Raw genomic sequence first — 17596 nt, forward strand, 5'->3', positions numbered from 1 at the left:
GTGAAGGCCCCCTACGGCCGGCTACTGCTTACCGCAGTTCGAGGCCAGCTTCTGCTCCTCCTCCGAGAGGCTGGGGCCCGGAGAGGGAGTCGCTGTTTTCAGCGCTTCTGGCTTGGAGATGGTGCTGTCGCTACCGGTCTGCGGCTTCGTCCCGGTCGTACCGCCGGCCTCGCCCTCGCCGGTGATCGCGTTCGCCGCGCGCTCGGACTCACGACGCTGTTCGTCCTTCTTGCACGCGTCCGCCTGCTTGGACAGGTCGTCGATCTTGGTGTGCGCGGAGGCCTTGCTGCCCTCGGCGATCGTGTCCTCGACCTGCTTGCGCTGGTACGGCGGAAGGTACTTGAGTTCGATCTTGGTGAAGTCCTCTTCGACCTTCGACAGCGAGACCCACGCCAGATCCTGGCTGATGCCCCGGTAGAGCGCGACGTGCTCGTCGTTGGCCCCGACGTAGTACTGGGTCTGGGTCCAGCGGTAGCCGCCGTACAGACCGCCGCCGACGACCGCCAGCGCGAGCACGATGTAGACCGACCGCTTGAACCACTTGCGGCCGGCGGAGCGCGGCTTGGCATAGTCGTTGTCGGTGTCGCTGTAAGCCCCGAAGCCGGAGTCCGGCGGCATGCCGCCGTACCCGGCCCCGTCACCGCTGCCCGGCGGGCCGAAGCCCCCCGGAGGGGGCTGGTGCTGCTGCGGTACGGGACGGCCCAGACCGGCGGCGCGGCCCGCGGGCGTCTGCATCGACGGGTCGCTCTCGGTGGCGTGCAGCTGCTGGTTCTCGGCCACGGCGCCGACGACGACCGGGGTGTCGTTGAGCTGCCCGGCCGGGGTGTCGTTGGACTCGACGTCCAGGACGTCGGCGACGATGCAGGTGATGTTGTCGGGACCGCCGCCGCGCAGGGCGAGCTGGATGAGGTCCTGGATGGTCTCCTGCGGGCCCTGGTAGCTCGCCAGGGTCTCTTCCATGGTCTGGTGCGAGACGACGCCGGAGAGACCGTCCGAACAGATCAAGTACCGGTCGCCCGCGCGGACCTCACGGATCGAGAGATCGGGCTCGACATGGTCCCCGCTGCCCAGCGCGCGCATCAGCAGGGAGCGCTGCGGGTGGGTGGTGGCCTCTTCCTCGGTGATGCGCCCCTCGTCCACGAGGCGCTGCACCCAGGTGTGGTCCTGGGTGATCTGGGTGAGCACACCGTCGCGCAGGAGGTAGGCGCGGGAGTCGCCGACGTGTACGAGGCCGAGGCGCTGACCCGTCCACAGGAGGGCGGTGAGCGTGGTGCCCATGCCCTCCAGCTGGGGGTCCTCCTCGACCATCACGCGCAACTGGTCGTTGGCACGCTGGACCGCCGTGCCGAGCGAGGTGAGGATGTCCGATCCCGGCACGTCGTCGTCGAGCTGCACGAGCGTGGAGATCACCTCGGACGAGGCGACCTCACCGGCGGCCTGGCCGCCCATGCCGTCGGCGATGGCCAGGAGCCGGGGACCGGCATAGCCGGAGTCCTCGTTCCCCTCCCGGATCATGCCTTTGTGCGACCCGGCGGCGAAGCGCAGAGAAAGACTCATGCGCGCCTCTCCTGTCGGTTCGCCAGCCGAATGTGGCGCCAGCCGGTCTCGAGCCACACTGCCCACCCTCCGGTCGGGAGCCTGCGGTCCCACGTCGGGACCGCCGCGGCTCGCTCGCTCCGCTCGCTCATTGTCGTACTACTTCCGCAGCTCGATGACAGTCTTGCCGATGCGGATCGGCGCGCCGGGCGGAATCGGTGTCGGCGTGGTGAGGCGGGTCCGGTCGAGATACGTGCCGTTGGTGGACCCGAGATCCTCGACGATCCACTGACCGTCACGGTCCGGGTAAATCCTGGCATGCCTGCTGGACGCGTAGTCGTCGTCCAGCACGATCGTCGAGTCGTGCGCCCGGCCCAGGGTGATGGTCTGTCCCTGGAGGGCCACCGTGGTGCCGGTGAGGATCCCCTCCGAGACGACCAGCTTCGTGGGCGCCCCCCGGCGCTGGCGGCCCCCCTGCTGCCGCTGCGCGGGCGGCCCCGCGCTCTGGCGGGCGGCGCCCTGCGGCGGCCGTGTGTCGGCGTTGCGGCGTGAGCCGCGCTGCGTGACACGCGTGCCGAACAGATCGCTCCGAATGACCTGGACGGCCACAATCACGAACAGCCACAGAACGGCTAGGAAACCTAGCCGCATGACCGTCAGGGTCAGCTCTGACATTGCCCCCGCTTCACCCTTCGGCTTGCCGGTAAACGATGGTGGTTTGGCCCACGACGATCCGCGAGCCGTCGCGGAGCGTAGCGCGGGTGGTGTGCTGTCCGTCTACCACGATGCCGTTCGTGGACCCGAGATCCTGGATCGTCGAGGGCGTTCCGGTCCGAATCTCGCAGTGCCGGCGGGAGACGCCGGGGTCGTCGATCCGCACGTCGGCGTCGGTGCTGCGGCCCAGCACCAGCGTGGGGCGCGAGATCTGGTGGCGGTTGCCGTTGATCTCGATCCACCGGCGGACCTGGGTGCCCGGCATCGCCCCTGGGGGCGGTGTCGAGGGGGGCTGTGCGGCCTGCCCCGGCCGTCCCGCGCCCGGCGGGGGCGACGGCGGCATGGGGGGCGGGGACGAGGGCGGGTAGCCGTAACCACCGGGGGGCGGGGCCGCGGGGGCCCTGCCGGGTGCGGGGCCCGGACCGGGGCCGTGCTCGGGTCCCTGTGACGTACTCGACGCCAGGGTGCGGCTGCGCACCCGGTACAGACCGGTGTCGAGGTCGTCGGCCTTCTCCAGATGGACCTTGATCGGGCCCATGAAGGTGTAGCGCTGCTGCTTCGCGTAGTCGCGGACGAGCCCGGAGAGTTCGTCGCCGAGCTGACCCGAGTACGGGCTGAGGCGCTCGAAGTCGGGCGCGCTCAACTCGACGATGAAGTCGTTGGGGACGACGGTCCGCTCGCGGTTCCAGATCGTTGCGTTGTTGTCGCACTCACGCTGAAGGGCGCCGGCGATCTCCACGGGCTGGACCTCGGACTTGAACACCTTCGCGAAGGTGCCGTTGACCAGACCTTCGAGTCGCTGCTCGAAGCGCTTCAGGACTCCCATGGGGCACCTCCTCCGTCGTTGCCGTCCTGGTACTGCTTACTGATCGTATCCACGCGTCGGGAAATCGGCTGGTTCCCCTTGTCTGCCCCGTCGATGAGTGTCACCTCTCACACGGATCGTAGAGGCGGCCTCAGGACAGTGTCCCGCACCCGGGGTGCACTCCGGAGGAGTGGGGGGAGGCCGCTCGAGGTTGCTCGTTCCCCGGCCGGGTTGCCGAGACAAACGGATGTGATTCCACGCCCTGCAGCGTGCTAATCTTTTCGATGTCGCCAGGCGATCACACCAGCAGGTGAGAGGCCGGACGGCACACCCAATGCGCGGGTGGCGGAATAGGCAGACGCGCTGGATTCAGGTTCCAGTGCCCGAAAGGGCGTGGGGGTTCAACTCCCCCCTCGCGCACCAGGAGAAACCGACGAAACGGGTCTCTACCAGTGACGAAAGTCCTGGTAGGGCCCGTTTCTCGTTGATCGGACGCGGCCCCAGGGCTCGTAGCACTGGCGGCAAGGGCCGTCCACACATCACGGAGCCCGCTCAGTGTCGTACCTCACAGAGCGGGCCTTGATTTTTGGGTGTTCTTCAGCTGGTGGGGCCGGTGTTGATCGCTAGCCGGTTGGTGACAAATATCCGGTGGGTGTCCAGGTGCCGAGGGGCTTCGTGCGGTGCCGGTGATGGGTGCGCCTGCGGGGCCGTTCGCCACCCAGGGCGAGCGTCTCCAGCCACTTTGCGATCTTCCGGCGGTTGGCGTGAGCGAGCTGGAAGGCCAGGAGCACAGTCTGGGCGGCGATGTCGCGGATACGTCGTGTGCCGGATGCTTCGATGGCTTCGGCGAGGGGGTTCTTCGCGTAGCCGTTGTAGCCCTCGACGCTGTTGCGGAGTCTGAAGTAGGTCTTCTGCCATTCATCGGTGCCGTACTCGAGGGACTGCCAGTGCTTGGCGCCCTCGGCGGGGGCGAGCGTGACGCTGCGCTGGCGGCAGACCTTGAGCGGTCCCATGGGGTTCGGCTGGGGGTCGACGAGTGGGAGCTGGATGCCGCGGCCCATTGATCTTGGCTTGATGGGGCACTGTACTTTGCCGGCCTCGGCCTGAGGTTCCCCCGAGATGCGGAAGTCGATGACAGAGGGTCAGATGGTTCTCATGAGAGGAACATCGACCATGGCTGCCCCCAGAAAGTACTCACTGGAGTTGCGTGAGCGTGCGGTGCGGATGTACCGCGCGTCGGATCCGAAGCCGCAGATCAAGAAGCTGGCCGTCGACCTTGGCGTCCACCCCGAGGCCCTGCGGGGCTGGATCCGGCAGGCCGAGGCCGATGCCGGCGAGCGGGATGACCGGCTGACTACCGACGAACACGCCGAGCTGGTGGCACTGCGGAAGGAGAACGCCCAGCTCAAGCGGGCGAACGACGTGCTGCGGACGGCCTCGGCGTTTTTCGCGGCGCAACTCGACCCGACCCGGCCCAGGTGACCGCGCTCCTCGACGAGCATCCACACCTGGGAGTCGAGTGCGTACTCCGGGAGCTTTCCATCGCCTCCTCCACCTACTACCGCTGTGTGGCCTGAGGCTGTCATGGAGGAGCACCACGGAGCTCGGGTTGCCCAGGCCATGGCCGTCAGGCTCAGGACCGCTCTCGATGAGAGGGGCTGGTCCGTGGCTCATCTCTCGCGCATCAGCGGCGTCGCCCGCTTCACGATCGCCAAGGCACTCGCCGGTGAGGCGTGGCCTGATCTGCTGACTGTCGCCAACCTGGAAAAAGCGCTGGGTTGTGACCTCTGGCCGGGCCGGGACGTATGAGTCCGGGCGCCACGGCAAGCCGGCGGCCGGTGAACCCTGATGGTGGAAGAGTCGTTCGAAATTGAACACAGAAGCGGTCATCCCTTCGGGCGAAGGGCAGGACCATTTTCGTCGTGCGCTACCGGCGGCGGTCGACCGCTCGTAAAATGCAACATGACGAACTGATCCGGCGCTGTGAAAGGTTCTCGGGGGGTTCGTCGCGGTTGGCCGTCACCTTGGACTGGACTCCTTGGTGGCGGCCTTCCTGGTCCTCTCGGGCCAATTCTGCTGAGGCTGTGCGTACTGGTAGTAGGCGTTCGGAAGCTTGATCAAAGAGCCGGTCCTGGACAGCTCATCCATGGCTACGCGCACACTCTTGATCTTGTCGGTTTCATTCAAGGCGCTGGCCACTTCGAGTGCCTTCCACTGCCGCTGAGGGTCTTGGCCGATGAGTCACATGATCCTCGTCTTGCGGGTGAGGGGCTGAAAGCCATCCGCAGCTGAGGCGTCGCCTTCTTCGGGCGCCGATTCAGCCTTTCGCTGGTCGGGGATGCCCGACGTGCGCCACTCGTCCGTGACCTCCATCTGCTTCTTCACAAGGCGCGTTTTGTAATTCAGGCCCTGTCTCGCCTGAAGTGATGCCCCCTGTCTTGTGCGAGAGACAGGAGCTGACAACGCTCGAATACCTTTCTGCTGAGGATTACCTGTAAAGGGAGTGGGCGGTTCATTGAGGCCGCGTACTTGCTTTGCACTCCCTGTGTCTCGGTGAACCTAGGATCGGGTAGTCCTGTATCCCTCGGCACTGTGATCGGCGGAGGCAGGCCTGCCAAAAAAATGTGTCCGATCAGTGGCACCTGTCGTCAGGAATCAAGGAAGTGGTCTGTGCAGCCCTGTCTCTGCATTGTGTTCCGCAGTCCCGTCGACAACTCTGGCTGGGGCCGCAACGCGCATGGCAGGCAGGGGCGCGCGGCCTACTCCCGCGTATCGCAAGACATGGGTGAGAGACAGACACAGTGGCAAGTCGACTGCGGCCAGGGGGGAAGGCGCGCCTCGGAGGAGCCCGGGGGGAGGGCTTTTACGGTTCGTCTGTGTCGCTTGTGCTCGGCAAAAGGTCGCGGATGCCCCAGACATGTGAGGACTGGGGGATGGCTCATCGCTGTCCGGAGCGAGGCGGAACCTGTGCCCCATTTGTGCCGAGGTCGACAGGTGAGTCAGCCGTGGCAGTCCGCCCGGCGGCGAGAGGACATAGGCCCTCCGGAGCAGGAGGTAGGGATGTCATGAGAGCCGTCCTTCCTGCCGCTACATGCGTCGGACTGGATTCGTCCCGCACTGGAGTCGGCGACGGGTAGCGGGTAGTGCCCTGCGGCCGGGAAGTCAGGACACAGGGCAGACCTTTGTGCGCTCTCAAGAGGAGATCCACTGTTCCGAGGCGTGCTGCGTCCAGACAGGGGTGCTCAATGGCGCAAGGTAAGGCGGCCAGACGTGGCGGACAGGACAGCTGCGGCGGCCGAGCTGATGGCGAGTGCGAGGAAGAGCCCGTCGTAGCCACCGAGTGGTCCTGCCAACACTGCGCCAGCCCACGGTGCGAGAGCTGACGCCACGGTGACTGGTGCGGCGAGGATTCCGGACAGGCGGCCGTAGTGAGTGGCGCCCCAGCGGTCGGTGACGGCGGTGGCCTGGAGCAGAGTGAGATTTCCGCGCACCATTCCGGCCGCGATCGACAGGGCTACCAGCACGGTGTAAGGGCCGGGGACCAGGCCGAGTGCGGCGGTGGTGAGGCCGCCGAGGGCGATCAGCGCGGTCGTACGGGCGGTTGTCCCGGAGCGTCGGGCGAGGGTGGAGTAGAGGGCGCGGCCGAGTGTCTGGCCAGCGCCGCCGATACCGAGCGCCCAGGCTGCTTCGTCGGTTGAGTAACCGCGCTCCAAGAGGAGCGGGACCAGGGCCACGACGACGGCGGAGACGGTGAGCGCTGAGAGGGTCAGGGCTGCGGCAAGCACCCAGAAGGGGCGGCTGTGGGCCACTGCTGTCGCGGAGTCGCCGGTCTGGACGGGCAAGGCCAGGGGTACGGCGGGCCAGAGTGCTTTGAGTGCCAGGGCGTGGGTGGGGATGGTCACGATGCCGAGGATCATGGCTAGCACGGTGTAGGTCGCTCGCCAGGACATGTGGTCGGCGAGCGCGGCGGTGATGGGTGCGAAGACGGTGGAGGCGAGGCCGCCCGCGAGGGTGACGATCGTGAGGGCGCGGACGTGGTCAGGGGCCCACCAGCGGGTGAGGGCGGCGAAGGCGGGCTGGTAGAAGGTCGCTGCCATCGCGAGGCCGGCGAGCAGCCAACCGGCGATGAGGAGCGGGAGGTTCGGGGCGGCGGCGATGATGAGGAGGCTCACGACGCCGAGGACGGAGCCTGTGGTCATGACGGTGCGCGGGCCTCGGTGATCGATGATGCGGCCGACGCGGATGCCGGCGAAAGCGGAGATGAGCAGCGCGAGGGAGAACGCTCCTGTTGTGGCGCCGGGTGGCCAGCCGGTGTCCGCGGTGATGGCGGGGTTCAGTACGGGGAAGGCGTAGAAGATGATGCCCCAGCTGGTGATCTGTGTGGCACACAGTGCGGGGAGCACGGCGCGGGGCCGCGACCGGTCCCCTGTTCCGGTCGCGGCCCCGCGGGTGTGAAGCTCCGTCACGAGCAGCAGGGGCCAGGGGCCTGCTCACCGTCGGCCGCTCCGGTCGTGGCGCCGATCTGTACGAGTGCGGGTTCCGGTGCGCAGCAGCCCCCGCCGTCGCTCTGCTCCGTGCCGGCGGGGTCGTCGAAGAGGCCGGCGCCGCCGCAGACTCCGCTCTCGGGAAGGGTGAGTTCGACGCGGTCGGCGGATTCGGTGTCTCCGGCGATGGCTGCCACTACGGAGCGGACCTGCTCGTATCCGGTCATCGCGAGGAAGGTGGGCGCGCGGCCGTAGGACTTCATGCCGACCAGGTAGATACCGGGTTCGGGGTGGGACAGTTCGCGGTGTCCGTGGGGGTAGACGGTGCCGCATGAGTGCTGGTTGGGGTCGATCAGCGGTGCCAGTTCGACCGGGGCCTGGAGCCGCTCGTCGAGCCGGAGGCGGATCTCGGAGAGGAAGGACAGGTCGGGGCGCAGGCCGGTGAGGACGATGATCTCGTCGACCGGGTCGAGGCGGCGGCCGTCCTCGCCGGTGAGAACCAGGCGTCCGTCCCCGGCGGGCTCGACGGTCTCGGTGCGGAAGCCGGTGACGGCGTCGGCGTATCCGTTGTCGACGGCGGCCTTCGCGGCCAGGCCGAGCGCGCCTCGGGCGGGCAGCTGGTCGGCGGTGCCGCCGCCGAAGGTCGAGCCGCTGATACCGCGCCGCAGGATCCACACCGTGTGCGTGCCCGGTGCGTCCTTGGCGATGTCGGCCAACGAGGCGAGGGCGGTGAACGCGGAGGCGCCGGAGCCGATCACGGCGGTGCGCCGGCGGGCGTAACGGGCGCGGACGGCCGGGTCCTTGAGGTCGGGGACGCGGTAGGAGATACGCGCGGCAGCGGTGTGTTCGCCGAGGGCGGGCAGTCCGTCGGCGCCGATGGGGCTGGGGGTGGTCCAGGTGCCGGAGGCGTCGATCACGGCGCGCGCGAGGATCCGCTGCTCGGTGCCGTCGGTGAGCCTGATGCGGACGGTGAAGGGCTGCTGCTCGCGGTCGGCGTCGACAATACGGTCGCGCCCGAGCCGGGAGACACCGGTGACGGTCGCGCCGTAGCGGACCTTGTCACCGAGGAGGTCGGCGAGGGGCTGGAGGTACTGCTCGGCCCAGTCCGCGCCGGAGGGGTAGGCGGCGCCGTCGGGGGCGGTCCAGCCGGTGGGCGCCAGGAGCTTTTCGGCGGCCGGGTCGAGGAGTTCGGACCAGGTGGAGAACAGCCGTACGTGCCCCCACTCGCGTACGGCGCTGCCCGCGGCGGGCCCGGCTTCGAGGACCAGGGGTTCGATGCCGCGTTCGGTGAGGTGGGCGGCGGCGGCCAGGCCGACGGGGCCGGCTCCGATCACCACGGTCGGCAGGGCGGTGGTGGACACGTCGGTGAGCGGCGCAGACACGGCGACTCCTCCTTGGTTCGACATCCGTCAATGACTTGCACGCCCAGCCTGCCATCTGTTTCGATGGCCGTCAACATAGACGTTTATCGAATCAATAGGAGTGTGTGATGGAACAGCTCGACGTCGCGGTCATCGGGGGCGGGCAGTCCGGCCTCGCAGCCGCCCACGCCCTGCGCGGACGAGGGCTGAAGCCGGTCGTCCTGGAGGCGTCCGATCAGACGGCCGGTTCCTGGCCGTACTACTACGACAGCCTCACCCTCTTCTCGCCCGGCCGGTACAGCTCACTGCCCGGTCTGCCGTTCGGCGGCGACCCGGACCGCTACCCCCACCGCGACGAGGTCGTCGCCTACCTCCTGCGGTACGCCGACCGGCTGGACGCCGAGATACGTACCGGCCGGCGGGTGCGTGAAGTCCGCCCGGACGGGGACGGGTTCACCCTCACCATGGCCGACGGATCCGAGGCCGGCGCCCGAGCCGTGGTGGCCGCGACCGGCGGCTTCGGCCGGCCCAAGCTACCCGCGCTGCCGGGCCTGGACTCCTTCGCCGGAAGAGTCCTGCACGTCACCGACTACCGCAGCCCCGAGCCCTTCGCCGGGCAGCGCGTCGTGGTGGTGGGCGCCGGCAACTCCGCCGTGCAGATCGCGTCGGAACTCGCCCTGCGCTCCCGTGTCACCCTCGCCAGCCGGGCACCCGTGAAGTGGTTCAGGCAGCGCCCGCTGGCGGGGAAGGACCTGCACTTCTGGCTCAAGGTCACCGGCCTGGACACCGCACCGCTCGGCCGCTTCCAGAAGGCTCCGGCCACCATGGCCGTCATCGACGACGGCCGCTACCGCGCGGCTCTCGCGGCCGGGGCGCCCGACCGGCGCCCGCTGTTCACCGGCATCGACGGCACGGAGCTGACCTGGCAGGACGGTACGACCGAGCACGTCGACACCATCGTCCTGGCCACCGGCTACCACCCCGACCTCGCCTATCTCGCCCCCCTTGGCGCACTGGACGGGCAGGGACGCCCCCGTCACCGCGACGGAGCCTCCCTCACCCATCGCGCCCTGGCGTATGTGGGCCTGGAGTGGCAGCGCAGCCTCTCCTCCGCTTCCCTGCGAGGCGTCGGCCGCGACGCGCAGCGCGCCGCCCGTCGCCTCGCGACCCGCCTCAGCCTCGCGTAACCGTCCACGGCAGCGGCAGCCCCTGGGCGCTTGGTTCGACGTGTGTCAACATAGACGTATGTCGAATGTGCAGGTGTTGCCGCTGCTGGAGCCCGAGGCTGCCGTCGCGCCGTGCTGCCCGCCGCTGACCGAACGGCCCTTCAGCGCCGAAGAGGCCGAAGTGGCCGCCAGGATGTTCAAGGCGCTCGGCGACCCGGTCCGGCTCCGCCTGTTCTCCGCGGTCGCCTCCCACGAGGGCGGCGAGGCGTGCGTGTGCGACATCTCCGACGTCGGTGTCTCCCAGCCGACCGTCTCCCACCACCTGAAGAAGCTCAGGGACGCCGGACTGCTGACCTCCGAGCGGCGGGGCACCTGGGTCTACTACCGGGTGGAGCCCAGCGTGCTGGCCGCGATGGGCCGGCTGCTGACCACCGCGGCCGGCACCTGACCTTCGCCCCGACCCGCAGGAGCCACACCGTGTCCACCCACGTCGGACGGGCGCCCACCGTCATCGTGCCGCTCCGAGCCGCGCACGCCGACGAGGTGCTGGCGATCTACCAGGCCGGCATCGACGAGGGCAACGCGACCTTCGAAACCGCAACACCGTCCTGGGAGTCCTTCGACACGGCGAAACTGCCCGAGCACCGCTTCGCCGCCCTCGCCGACGACGGCACGGTAGCGGGCTGGGCAGCCGTCGCACCCGTATCAATCCGCCCCGCGTACGCAGGAGTTGTCGAGCACTCGGTCTATGTCCACCCCAGTGCCCGAGGGCGCGGCATCGCCTCCGCACTGCTCGGAGCACTGATCGAATCCACCGAGGCCGCCGGCATCTGGACCATCCAGTCCAGCATCTTCCCCGGGCGTGCCGGGCAGTTGGGTCCGCCCATCAGCGGTTGGTCGTATGCGTGGCCGTGCTGGTGGTGATCGCCGTGGGGGCGAACTTCCTTCGCCAGGCCAGGGAGACGTAGACGAGACCGATGAGGACGGGGACTTCGATGAGGGGGCCGACGACGCCGGACAGGGCCTGGCCGGAGGTGACGCCGAAGGTGGCGATGGCGACGGCGATGGCGAGTTCGAAGTTGTTGCCGGCCGCGGTGAAGGCGAGAGTCGTGGTGCGGTCGTAGGCGAGTCCGATGGCCTTGCCCAGCGCGAAGGTGCCGAAGAACATGATCGCGAAGTACACCAGCAGCGGGAGCGCGATCCGGGCGACGTCCATGGGCTGGGAAGTGATCGTCTTTCCCTGGAGGGCGAAGAGGATGACGATCGTGAACAGCAGGCCGTACAGGGCCCAGGGGCCGATCTTCGGCAGGAACGTGGACTCGTAGGACTCGCGGCCCATCTTCTTCTCGCCCAGACGGCGGGTCAGGAAGCCGGCCAGCAGGGGGACGCCGAGGAAGATGACGACGTTCAGCGCGATCTTCCACATGGAGATGTCGAGGCTCTCGCCGTCGCCCAGGCCGAGCCAGCCGGGGAGCAGGTCGAGGTAGAGCCAGCCGAGCAGGCCGAAGGCGATGACCTGGAAGACGGAGTTGAGGGCGACGAGGACGGCGGCGGCTTCGCGGTCGCCGCAGGCGAGGTCGTTCCAGATGATGACCATGGCGATGCAGCGGGCGAGGCCGACGATGATCAGGCCGGTGCGGTACTCGGGCAGATCCGGCAGGAAGATCCAGGCCAGTGCGAACATCACGGCCGGGCCGGCGATCCAGTTGACCGCGAGGGACGAGAGCATCAGCCGCTTGTCCCCGGTGACGGCGTCCAGCTTGTCATAGCGGACCTTCGCCAGTACGGGATACATCATGATCAGCAGGCCGACGGCGATCGGCAGGGAGATGCCGCCGATCTCGACCTTGGCGAGCGCGTCGTTCAGTCCTGGGATCAGCCGGCCGAGCCCGAGACCGAGGGCCATGGCGAGCAGGATCCACACCGCCAGGAACCGGTCGAGCGTCGAGAGCTTGGCGACGATCGAGGCGTCCTCTCCGCTCTGCGCAGTGGCGGTAGCAGCGGTCGGTTCGGTGGGGGTCACGGACAGGCCCTCTTGTTCTCGGCAGCGGTACGGGCGGAGGCGGCCAGGTCGGAGAACTGGCCCGCGAGCTGGGCGATGACGTCGGGCCGGAGCTTGTAGTACGTAAAGCGCCCGCACGGTTCCGTCTCCACCACGCCTGCCTCGCGCAGGACCCGCAGGTGGTTCGAGAGGTTCGTCTGCCGGGCACCGGTCTCCTCGACCAGATGCGTGGTGCAGAGGGTCTCGCGGGCGAGCAGGGTCACGATCTGCATCCTGAGCGGGTCCGCGAGAACCCGGATCAGGTCAGTGTCGACTGACGTCATCATGGGCTGATACTGTCACATCAGTGGCGACTGACGCCACCGGGTACTGATGTCACTGGTGCCTGACTTTGTCGCGTGACGCCTGGCGTCGCCCGTGAGAAACAAGAGACCCCCTCGATGTCTGACAAGCCTTCTGTGCTGTTCGTGTGTGTCCACAACGCCGGCCGTTCCCAGATGGCCGCCGCCTGGCTGACCCATCTCGCGGGGGACCGCGTCGAGGTCCGCTCGGCCGGCTCGAACCCCGGCGACGCCGTGAACCCCGCCGCCGTCGAGGCGATGGCCGAGGTCGGCATCGACATCTCCGCGGAGACCCCGAAGATCCTCACCGTCGACGCGGTCAAGGAGTCGGACGTCTGCATCACCATGGGCTGCGGCGACACCTGCCCCGTCTTCCCCGGCAAGCGCTACCTCGACTGGACGCTGGACGACCCGGCCGGCCAGGGCGTCGACGCCGTACGCCCCATCCGCGACGAGATCAAAAAGCGCGTCGAGGTCCTGATCCAGGAGATCGCGCCGGAGAAGACGGCATGAGCGGGATACGCGACGTCATCGTCATCGGCTCCGGCCCCGCCGGCTACACCGCCGCGCTCTACACCGCTCGTGCGCAGCTGAAGCCGCTGCTGTTCGGCAGCTCGATCTTCGTCGGCGGCGCCCTGACGACGACCACCGAGGTCGAGAACTTCCCCGGCTTCCCCGACGGCGTCGACGGGCCCGTCCTCATGGAGAACATGCGGGCCCAGGCCGAGAAGTTCGGCGGGGAGATGGTCGACGACGACATCGTCTCCGTCGACCTGACCGGCCCCGTCAAGGAACTCACCGACTCACAGGGGACGGTCCACCGCGCGAAGGCCGTGATCGTGGCAACCGGCTCCGGCTACCGCAAGCTCGGACTGCCGCGTGAGGACGAACTCTCCGGACACGGTGTGTCCTGGTGCGCGACCTGCGACGGCTTCTTCTTCAAAGGCCGCGACATCGTCGTCGTCGGCGGCGGGGACACCGCCATGGAGGAAGCCACCTTCCTCACCCGCTTCGCCAGCTCCGTCACCGTCGTCCACCGCCGCTCCGCCCTCCGCGCCTCGCAGGTCATGCAGAACCGCGCCTTCGCCGACGACAAGATCTCCTTCGCGTTCGACAGCGAGATCGCGGAGATCAAGGAGAAGGGTGGCATGCTCTCCGGCCTCGTCCTGCGGGACACCTTCACCGGCAAGACCCGCGACCTCGACGCGACGGGCCTGTTCATCGCGATCGGCCACGACCCGCGCACCGAACTCTTCACCGGCCAGCTGGAGCTGGACCACGAGGGCTACCTCAAGGTCGACACCCCATCCACCCGCACCAACATCCCCGGGGTCTTCGCGGCAGGCGACGTCGTCGACCACACCTACCGCCAGGCCATCACCGCCGCCGGCACCGGCTGCGCCGCCGCCCTGGACGCCGAGCGCTACCTCGCCGCCCTCACCGACACCGAGAACGCCACGCGCGGCACGAACACCGCCGAGCCGGGCAGGGCTCCCGCCGGCGTCTGACCCCTCGTCTACGGTCCGTGAGTGAGGACTTGGACGAGCTGGTCCACGGTAGGTGCGCCGGCGAGCCCGTCGCGGGTCGTATAGAGGCGGCAGGTAGGTCCGTAGGTTTCGCCTGGGGCCGGGAAAGGGTCCTGCCCGTCGATGCGGATCGTGGGTGATCCGGGGAAGCGCAGAGCCTGGGCCGTCGCGTCCGTGTCCACGGGGCGCAGGCGCACCGCCTGGCCGGGGCTGCCGGTGGCGTTCAGTGCTTCGGTGAGGCGTTCGTGGGTGAGGTGCCAGTTGGGGCAGCCGTCGAAGTAGAGCAGTTCAATGTCCACGGGCCCATGATGTACCCGGCCGCACCCTTCGATTCGGGGTGTTTTTCCTCCGACGGCGTGACCGGGCAGCGGCGCTCAGACGGTTGCCGGGTCCAGAATGTTGCGGACGCGGCGAAGGCCGTCGTGGTTGACGGAGAACCAGGCCCAGGTGCCGCGGCGTTCGCGGTTCAGCAGTCCGGCCTCGGTCATGAGCTTCAAGTGGTGGCTGATGGTCGGCTGGCGCAGGCCGAGGCACTCGGTCAGGTCGCAGACGCAGGCTTCACCGTCGGGTGAGCGTTCGATCAGGCGCAGGAGCTGAAGCCGGGTGGGGTCCGCGATGGCCTTGAGCATGCCGGCCAGACGCTCGGCCTCTTCGCGTTCGATGAGCAGGCAGGCCAGCTTCGGTGAACACGGTTCCGTGTTCACCGCCGTCTGCGCCGCCCCGACTGTAGTGATGGCCATCTATTCACCGTACGTGCCCATGGCACCCAATTCGGCATAGCCAACCGTCTATTCACTTGCCGTTCACTTTCGCCGCACCGCTGTTCCGGAAGATAGATGAATGTCTATAATCGCAGTTCGGTGACTATGACATACCGACAAGTGCGAGGAGATGCGTGATGGACGATTCCCGCCCCGGCCGGGCCACGCCGCCTTTGCGCAGCAGTGCAGCTCTGCTGACGCGCATCACCTCGCGCCTTGCGGCACGTCACGGCCGGTCGTTCTCGAAGCAGACCGTGGAGCGGTACGTGCAGGAGTGCGCCGCCGTTCTGGCGGGCCGGGCGAGTGTGCCGCTCCATCTTCCCCTGCTCGTCGAACGGTTCGCCGACCAGCGGCTGGGGGCCCTGGCCCGTGGGCTGGGGCTGTCGCCCAAGCCGGTCCCGGAGGTCTTGTTCGTCTGTACGGAGAACGCGGGACGCTCCCAGTTGGCCGCAGCGCTGATGCGGCACCGCGCCAAGGGGGCGGTCAGGGTGATGACGGCCGGGTCCGACCCGGCCGCCGGCATAGCGCCGGTGGTGGTGCGACTGCTGGCCGAGCAAGACCTGGACACTGGTGAGGAGTTCCCTAAACCGCTGACCCCGGAGGTGGTCACGGCCGCTGATGTGGTGGTGACCCTGGGCTGCGGCGACGCGTGTCCGGTCAGGCCGGGCCGCCGTTATCTGGACTGGGACCTGCCGGATCTCAGTGGGCTCGACATCGAAAGCGCGCGGTCGGTACGTGATGCGCTGCAAAGCCGCATCGACCTGCTGACGCAGGAACTGCTGTCGGCCTCTCTGTCGCAACACTGAGACCGGCCCCAGTTCTTGCCCGGCGATGAGAGGGGAGCACCGTCCGCTCCGGTCAGGGCTGTCGGCGCGGGTCGGGCAGGCACCACGAGATCAGTGTGCGTGCTTCGGACAAGGTGTCGGCGGTGATGAGCTCTTCCACCGTCGCCCAGTCGGTGACGCCCGACTGCCATTTGCTCGTGCCGGTCGCGAGGAATCTGATGCGGACTTTCGAGGAGTACCACCGCTTGCGGTGCACCGGCGTCCCGACCGTCGGGACGTGATGTCGACCCCGGATGCCCGCGAACCTCGGATGGCGCACCGCCCACACCGGCATCTCGATGAAGGAGTCCTCCTCCGGCACACCGTCTCCCCTACTGTGCCGGCGCCGGCCGCTGTGAGGTCGGCCCGTGCGTGGTGCGGGGGCTGCACTCCAGCCGGTAGCCCATGCCGCGGATCGCGTCGATGGTGCAGCAGCTGCCGGACTCCTCGCGGAGCCTGTTGCGGACCCGCCGGACGTGGACGGTGAGGGTGTTGCTGTCCAGGCTGTCCGAGCCCCACAGGGCCTGGGTCAGTTCATTGCGGCTGACAACGCGGTTCGCGTTCTGCATCAGATAGCGCAGCAGCATGAATTCACGTACCGGCAACTGCAGCGGGCGGTCCCGTACGTGGACGTGAAACCCGGCCGGGTCAAGCTCGATGTCACCGACAGTCAGCGGGGTGGCTGAGCTGCCGATCGGGTTCAGTCCGGAGAGGAGAGGGAGGATCTCCTCGATCCGGTAGGGGCGGGTCACGAAGGCTACGGCGCCGGCGGCGAGGGCAGCGGTGGCTTCGTCCACTCCGTCGGGCCCGGCGCCGACGATCACGGGGACCGGCTTGAGTCTGGCGATCAGCGCCGTGACGTCGGCCGCGCCGACCACCGGCAGGGGTGCGCCGAGCAGTACCGCGCGGGGTTGGCAGACCCCGGCTTGCAGGAGCGCTTCGGCGCCGTCGCGGCAGGCGGTGACGTTGATACCCGCGGCGGCGAAGCGGGCGATGGCCTTGGCCGCGAGTTTCTCGTCGGACTCGGCGAGAAGCAGGGGCGGTTCGTGACCGGAGCCGGGGCAGCACGGGGCGGCCCGTGTGTCGGTCTCCGGTGGTCGTCGTGGGTCTGGGTACACCTCTGGGACTCCTTCACGTATGGCGGTGCGCAAAGGGCAGTTGGTCTGCGGATCAGCCGAAGCGGCCCGAGATGTAGTCCTCGGTGCGCTGGTCGGAGGGGTTGGAGAAGATGCGGGCCGTCTCGTCGTATTCGACGAGACGGCCGTGGCGTACGCCCTTGGCGTCGACGTCCGCCGTGAAGAAGGCGGTGCGGTGGGATACTCGCGCGGCCTGCTGCATGTTGTGGGTGACGACGATGATCGTGAATTCCCGGGACAACTGCTCCATCAGGTCTTCGATCTTGGCCGTCGCGATGGGATCCAGGGCCGAGCAGGGCTCGTCCATGAGGATCACCTCGGGCTTGACCGCGATGGTGCGGGCGATGCACAGGCGCTGCTGCTGGCCTCCCGACAGGGCCAGGGCGGAGGTCTTGAGCTTGTCCTTGACCTCGTCCCACAGGGCGGCGTGGGTGAGGGTCTCCTCGACGAGGTCGTCGAGACTGCCCTTGAAGCCGCCGACCCTCGGCCCGTAGGCGATGTTGTCGTAGATCGACTTGGGGAACGGGTTCGGCTTCTGGAAGACCATGCCGATCCGGCGGCGGACCTCGATGGGATCGACCTCACGGCCGTACAGGTCCTCGTCGTGGTAGTGGACCTTGCCGGCCACACGCGCGGTGGGCACCAGGTCGTTCATGCGGTTGAAGCAGCGCAGTACGGTCGACTTGCCGCAGCCCGACGGGCCGATCATCGCGGTGATCTGGCGGTGTCCGATGTCCATGTTGACGTCGCGGACGGCCTCGTGGTCCCCGTAGAACACCGACAGACCGCCGACCTGGAAGACCGGGCTGGCAAGGGAGGGGGCATCGCGGAAGGCGACCTGCGGAGTCCGGGTTCCCCCGGCGGCGTCGGAGGAAGGGGGCATGGCGGTCTCCTGCGGAGTGTCGGCGGGCGGTTCGAGCGCGTCGGTGGCGGACGTCAT

The 17596-nt window shown here is 68.4% G+C and carries 22 protein-coding genes and 1 tRNA gene; 9 read left to right on the plus strand and 14 right to left on the minus strand.

All coding sequences use genetic code 11. The annotated features are described in order from the left end of the window. Nucleotides 1-21: 21 nt before the first annotated feature. The 3 genes from SSPS47_RS16945 to SSPS47_RS16955 form a co-directional block, all read right to left on the minus strand. Nucleotides 22-1557, minus strand: a complete 1536-nt coding sequence (locus tag SSPS47_RS16945; RefSeq protein ID WP_164251834.1) for a Stp1/IreP family PP2C-type Ser/Thr phosphatase — start codon at nt 1555-1557, stop codon at nt 22-24. Nucleotides 1558-1695: 138 nt separating this feature from the next. After that, nucleotides 1696-2211 (minus strand): FHA domain-containing protein, encoded by a 516-nt coding sequence (locus SSPS47_RS16950; protein WP_147873280.1) that lies wholly within the window; start codon nt 2209-2211, stop codon nt 1696-1698. Between the two features lie 10 nt (nt 2212-2221). Further along, nucleotides 2222-3076, minus strand: coding sequence for a DUF3662 and FHA domain-containing protein (locus tag SSPS47_RS16955; protein WP_147873281.1), 855 nt, complete (start codon nt 3074-3076; stop codon nt 2222-2224). Nucleotides 3077-3391: 315 nt separating this feature from the next. On the opposite strand from SSPS47_RS16955, the gene SSPS47_RS16960 reads away from it, so the two are divergent. After that, nucleotides 3392-3478 (plus strand) — tRNA-Leu (locus SSPS47_RS16960). Between the two features lie 200 nt (nt 3479-3678). Here SSPS47_RS16960 and SSPS47_RS16965 read toward each other — a convergent pair. Continuing rightward, the gene (locus SSPS47_RS16965) at nt 3679-4116 is read right to left on the minus strand and encodes a hypothetical protein (RefSeq protein WP_239064935.1); all 438 of its coding nucleotides are present in this window, start codon (nt 4114-4116) and stop codon (nt 3679-3681) included. 112 nt (nt 4117-4228) lie between these two features. On the opposite strand from SSPS47_RS16965, the gene SSPS47_RS16970 reads away from it, so the two are divergent. Both SSPS47_RS16970 and SSPS47_RS35455 read left to right on the plus strand, forming a co-directional pair. Next, on the plus strand, nt 4229-4537 hold the full coding sequence (locus tag SSPS47_RS16970) for a transposase (protein ID WP_164247473.1): 309 nt from the start codon (nt 4229-4231) through the stop codon (nt 4535-4537). 138 nt (nt 4538-4675) lie between these two features. Then, entirely contained in the window at nt 4676-4864 is a 189-nt protein-coding gene (locus tag SSPS47_RS35455) for a helix-turn-helix transcriptional regulator (RefSeq protein ID WP_275405151.1), read from the plus strand. A 432-nt stretch (nt 4865-5296) separates the two neighbouring features. Here SSPS47_RS35455 and SSPS47_RS16980 read toward each other — a convergent pair whose 3' ends face one another. The 3 genes from SSPS47_RS16980 to SSPS47_RS16990 form a co-directional block, all read right to left on the minus strand. Continuing rightward, on the minus strand, nt 5297-5440 hold the full coding sequence (locus tag SSPS47_RS16980) for a hypothetical protein (RefSeq protein WP_164251836.1): 144 nt from the start codon (nt 5438-5440) through the stop codon (nt 5297-5299). A gap of 857 nt (nt 5441-6297) precedes the next feature. Beyond that, nucleotides 6298-7521, minus strand: coding sequence for an MFS transporter (locus SSPS47_RS16985; protein WP_164251837.1), 1224 nt, complete (start codon nt 7519-7521; stop codon nt 6298-6300). Beyond that, complete coding sequence (locus tag SSPS47_RS16990; protein WP_164251838.1) at nt 7518-8921, minus strand: FAD-dependent oxidoreductase; 1404 nt, start codon at nt 8919-8921, stop codon at nt 7518-7520. The genes SSPS47_RS16985 and SSPS47_RS16990 overlap by 4 nt, the downstream gene beginning before the upstream one ends. Before the next feature lie 107 nt (nt 8922-9028). Between SSPS47_RS16990 and SSPS47_RS16995 the strand changes: the two genes are divergently transcribed. The 3 genes from SSPS47_RS16995 to SSPS47_RS17005 are packed head-to-tail and all read left to right on the plus strand — an operon-like array spanning nt 9029 to nt 10990. Then, nucleotides 9029-10087 (plus strand): NAD(P)/FAD-dependent oxidoreductase, encoded by a 1059-nt coding sequence (locus SSPS47_RS16995; protein ID WP_164251839.1) that lies wholly within the window; start codon nt 9029-9031, stop codon nt 10085-10087. A 58-nt stretch (nt 10088-10145) separates the two neighbouring features. Continuing rightward, the gene (locus tag SSPS47_RS17000; RefSeq protein ID WP_164251840.1) at nt 10146-10514 is read left to right on the plus strand and encodes a metalloregulator ArsR/SmtB family transcription factor; all 369 of its coding nucleotides are present in this window, start codon (nt 10146-10148) and stop codon (nt 10512-10514) included. 29 nt (nt 10515-10543) lie between these two features. Further along, complete coding sequence (locus SSPS47_RS17005) at nt 10544-10990, plus strand: GNAT family N-acetyltransferase (RefSeq protein ID WP_239064937.1); 447 nt, start codon at nt 10544-10546, stop codon at nt 10988-10990. On the opposite strand, the gene arsB is transcribed toward SSPS47_RS17005, so the two are convergent. Together arsB and SSPS47_RS17015 are read right to left on the minus strand one after the other, a co-directional pair. Further along, the gene (gene arsB, locus SSPS47_RS17010; RefSeq protein WP_164251841.1) at nt 10953-12089 is read right to left on the minus strand and encodes an ACR3 family arsenite efflux transporter; all 1137 of its coding nucleotides are present in this window, start codon (nt 12087-12089) and stop codon (nt 10953-10955) included. The two genes, SSPS47_RS17005 and arsB, sit on opposite strands and share 38 nt — an antisense overlap. Further along, nucleotides 12086-12394 carry a metalloregulator ArsR/SmtB family transcription factor gene (locus tag SSPS47_RS17015; protein ID WP_164251842.1) on the minus strand — a complete coding sequence of 103 codons (309 nt, stop codon included), beginning with the start codon at nt 12392-12394 and terminating at the stop codon, nt 12086-12088. The genes arsB and SSPS47_RS17015 overlap by 4 nt, the downstream gene beginning before the upstream one ends. 114 nt (nt 12395-12508) lie before the next feature. On the opposite strand from SSPS47_RS17015, the gene SSPS47_RS17020 reads away from it, so the two are divergent. Continuing rightward, a complete protein-coding gene (locus tag SSPS47_RS17020; protein ID WP_164251843.1) occupies nt 12509-12922 on the plus strand; it encodes an arsenate reductase ArsC in 414 nt (137 codons plus the stop codon). Further along, complete coding sequence (gene trxB, locus SSPS47_RS17025) at nt 12919-13917, plus strand: thioredoxin-disulfide reductase (RefSeq protein ID WP_164251844.1); 999 nt, start codon at nt 12919-12921, stop codon at nt 13915-13917. Before SSPS47_RS17020 ends, trxB begins: the two co-directional genes overlap by 4 nt. Before the next feature lie 8 nt (nt 13918-13925). Here trxB and SSPS47_RS17030 read toward each other — a convergent pair whose 3' ends face one another. Together SSPS47_RS17030 and SSPS47_RS17035 are read right to left on the minus strand one after the other, a co-directional pair. Then, nucleotides 13926-14234, minus strand: a complete 309-nt coding sequence (locus SSPS47_RS17030) for a thioredoxin family protein (RefSeq protein ID WP_164251845.1) — start codon at nt 14232-14234, stop codon at nt 13926-13928. Nucleotides 14235-14309: 75 nt separating this feature from the next. Continuing rightward, a complete protein-coding gene (locus SSPS47_RS17035; protein ID WP_164251846.1) occupies nt 14310-14675 on the minus strand; it encodes a metalloregulator ArsR/SmtB family transcription factor in 366 nt (121 codons plus the stop codon). A gap of 158 nt (nt 14676-14833) precedes the next feature. Between SSPS47_RS17035 and SSPS47_RS17040 the strand changes: the two genes are divergently transcribed. After that, nucleotides 14834-15502: an arsenate reductase ArsC gene (locus tag SSPS47_RS17040; RefSeq protein WP_164251847.1), complete on the plus strand. Its 669-nt coding sequence runs from the start codon at nt 14834-14836 to the stop codon at nt 15500-15502. Nucleotides 15503-15554: 52 nt separating this feature from the next. On the opposite strand, the gene SSPS47_RS17045 is transcribed toward SSPS47_RS17040, so the two are convergent. Genes SSPS47_RS17045 through pstB form a run of 3 tightly spaced genes read right to left on the minus strand, consistent with a single transcriptional unit; the run spans nt 15555 to nt 17539 of the window. After that, on the minus strand, nt 15555-15842 hold the full coding sequence (locus tag SSPS47_RS17045; protein ID WP_164251848.1) for a hypothetical protein: 288 nt from the start codon (nt 15840-15842) through the stop codon (nt 15555-15557). A gap of 10 nt (nt 15843-15852) precedes the next feature. Continuing rightward, nucleotides 15853-16638: a response regulator transcription factor gene (locus SSPS47_RS17050; RefSeq protein ID WP_164251849.1), complete on the minus strand. Its 786-nt coding sequence runs from the start codon at nt 16636-16638 to the stop codon at nt 15853-15855. A gap of 52 nt (nt 16639-16690) precedes the next feature. Next, on the minus strand, nt 16691-17539 hold the full coding sequence (pstB, locus tag SSPS47_RS17055) for a phosphate ABC transporter ATP-binding protein PstB (RefSeq protein ID WP_164254623.1): 849 nt from the start codon (nt 17537-17539) through the stop codon (nt 16691-16693). Between the last annotated feature and the right edge of the window lie 57 nt (nt 17540-17596).

The sequence above is a fragment of the Streptomyces sp. S4.7 genome (genome assembly GCF_010384365.1).
Lineage (GTDB): Bacteria > Actinomycetota > Actinomycetes > Streptomycetales > Streptomycetaceae > Streptomyces.